The following is a 1,940-nucleotide window of genomic DNA, read 5'->3' on the forward strand; positions in this document are numbered from 1 at the left end:
AGGATTATTTCTCTGTTTCTGATGATGAGTAGCACCTTTTTTGTTACTTATGCCGAGATTCGCTAAAACGAAAAAGGCTACCTGAAAAGTTTCAGGTAGCCTTTTTTACTTAGCGACATTACAGCGGCAAAGCTCGGTTTGAATCCTCCAAGCGGCCTTTGCGCAGGGTTTCCAATTCATCCAGCAGTTGCAGAATCAGCGCGGTAGCGGGCACGCTGGCTTCGAAATCGCGGCTGATGCGGCGGGCACGGCGGATGCGGGCGAGCTGCCAGCCGCTGAAACCGGCCTCGCGCGGGCTGCCCTGTACAGAAATAATTTCTTCCTCGATTACATTAACCACCCAATCGGCATCGCCGTCGCAGGCGCGCACGATTTCGTTGAAGGTGAGCTGAATATCTTGTTCGCGGTTCATGGTTTATCCTTTCACGCCGTAATGCTCGGCCAGCTGCCGCCAGGCTGCACGGTCGGCCTCGCTCATAGTTTCCGGCAGGGTGATGTTGATGATGAGGTAGAGGTCGCCGGCTTCTTTGGCGGGAATGCCTTTGCCTTTGAGGCGCAGGTTTTGGCCGCTGCGGCTGTTGGCGGGAATGTTGATGTTGAGTTTGCCGGCAGGCGTGTCGATGGCGGTTTTGCCGCCGAGCGCGGCTATCCAGGGCATCACATCGATGCGCTGGTACACGTCTTTGCGGTTTTTCACATACAGCGTGTCGCTTTCGCGGAAGCGGATTTTTAAATAGAGGTCGCCGTTTGCGCCGCCGTTGAAGCCGGGCAGGCCTTGACCGCGCAGGCGGATTTGCTGGCCTTCGCTGATGCCTTTGGGGATTTTCACCTGCAGGGTTTTGCGCTCATAGGCCATTTGGCCGCCCGCGCCGAGGGTGGGCATATCGAGGCTGAGCGAGCGTTCGCCGCCGGTGTAGGCTGCGGCGAGGTCGATTGTCAGCTCAGCGTGCTGGTCTTCGCCGGGGATGGGGCCGGTTTGGCGCTGGCGGCCTGCACCGGCGTGGCCGAAGGCGGAGAAGATGTCGTCGAAACGGAAGTCGCCGCTGCCGAAGGGCTGGCCTTCGCCGAAGCGGCTGCTGTCGAAGTGGTAGTATTGCCCGAAGTCTTGGCCGGGGTCGAAACCACCGGCGCCGCCGTGGGCGCTGCCGGCGCGGCCGAAGGGGTTGGCCAGCATTTCATCGTATTCGGCGCGTTTGGCCTCGTCTTTCAGGGTGTTGTAGGCGAGGTTGATTTCGCTGGTTTTTTGGTCGGCATCGGGGTCTTTGCTGACATCGGGGTGGTATTGGCGCACCAGCTTGCGGTAGGCCTTTTTGATATCGGCCAGGCTGGCATCTTTGTCCACGCCGAGGATGTCGTAGTAGGTTTTCTGGTTGGCACTCATATATTGGATATTCTGTGGAATGGATAAAAATTAGGAGGCACCTCTTGCGATGAACACGAGGCTAGGGCTTGCTGAAAGCCATAGGGCAGAGGTGTTGCGGCTGCAAATACAAAGAACAGGTGGGGCTGGACACAGGGAAATCAATACGCGGTTTGCGGCGGGCAAACCCTGTGTCCGCGCGAAAAGGCATACTTACTCAAGCCGGTTTGTTTGAGCGGTTGGGAAAGGCTACCTGAAAAACCGGAAACCTGTTTTTCAGGTAGCCTTTTGAGCCTGTGCGGGTATCGGCAGGGTGTGTGGGGCAGCCATGCATGTGGTTGGAGGCGTTCCCGAACTATGCGTGTTCGGCTGTTAGTTGCAATCTGTCGAACTCTAAAATAGTTGCAGGGTTAGTATCTTGATTTTGCGGAGTGGTTATTTTGAATCCTCTGACTGAGGTCGAGTAGGAGGAATTAAAACTTTACTAACAAAAATAACTGTTTTCTGTTCATATGAATTTTCATCAGGGCAGCGCATCCCCCTGCCCCAAGGGTTTGGATTCTGCTCAAATTTAGAATAG

At 55.7% G+C, this 1,940-nt stretch carries 2 protein-coding genes; both read right to left on the reverse strand.

Going from position 1 to position 1,940, the window contains the following annotated elements:
* Window positions 1-118: 118 nt before the first annotated feature.
* Window positions 119-412, reverse strand: a complete 294-nt coding sequence (locus ACO6EE_RS04200) for a chaperone modulator CbpM (RefSeq protein WP_023887636.1) — start codon at window positions 410-412, stop codon at window positions 119-121.
* Between the two features lie 3 nt (window positions 413-415).
* Window positions 416-1,381, reverse strand: coding sequence for a DnaJ C-terminal domain-containing protein (locus ACO6EE_RS04205; RefSeq protein ID WP_485959458.1), 966 nt, complete (start codon window positions 1,379-1,381; stop codon window positions 416-418).
* Window positions 1,382-1,940 lie beyond the last annotated feature (559 nt).

The organism is Eikenella sp. (genome assembly GCF_057315495.1).

What these genes read in the sequence shown, in the direction of transcription:
- ACO6EE_RS04200 (WP_023887636.1), bottom strand. Translation starts at nt 412, where the DNA reads ATGAACCGCGAACAAGATATTCAGCTCACCTTCAACGAAATCGTGCGC.
- ACO6EE_RS04205 (WP_485959458.1), bottom strand. Translation starts at nt 1,381, where the DNA reads ATGAGTGCCAACCAGAAAACCTACTACGACATCCTCGGCGTGGACAAA.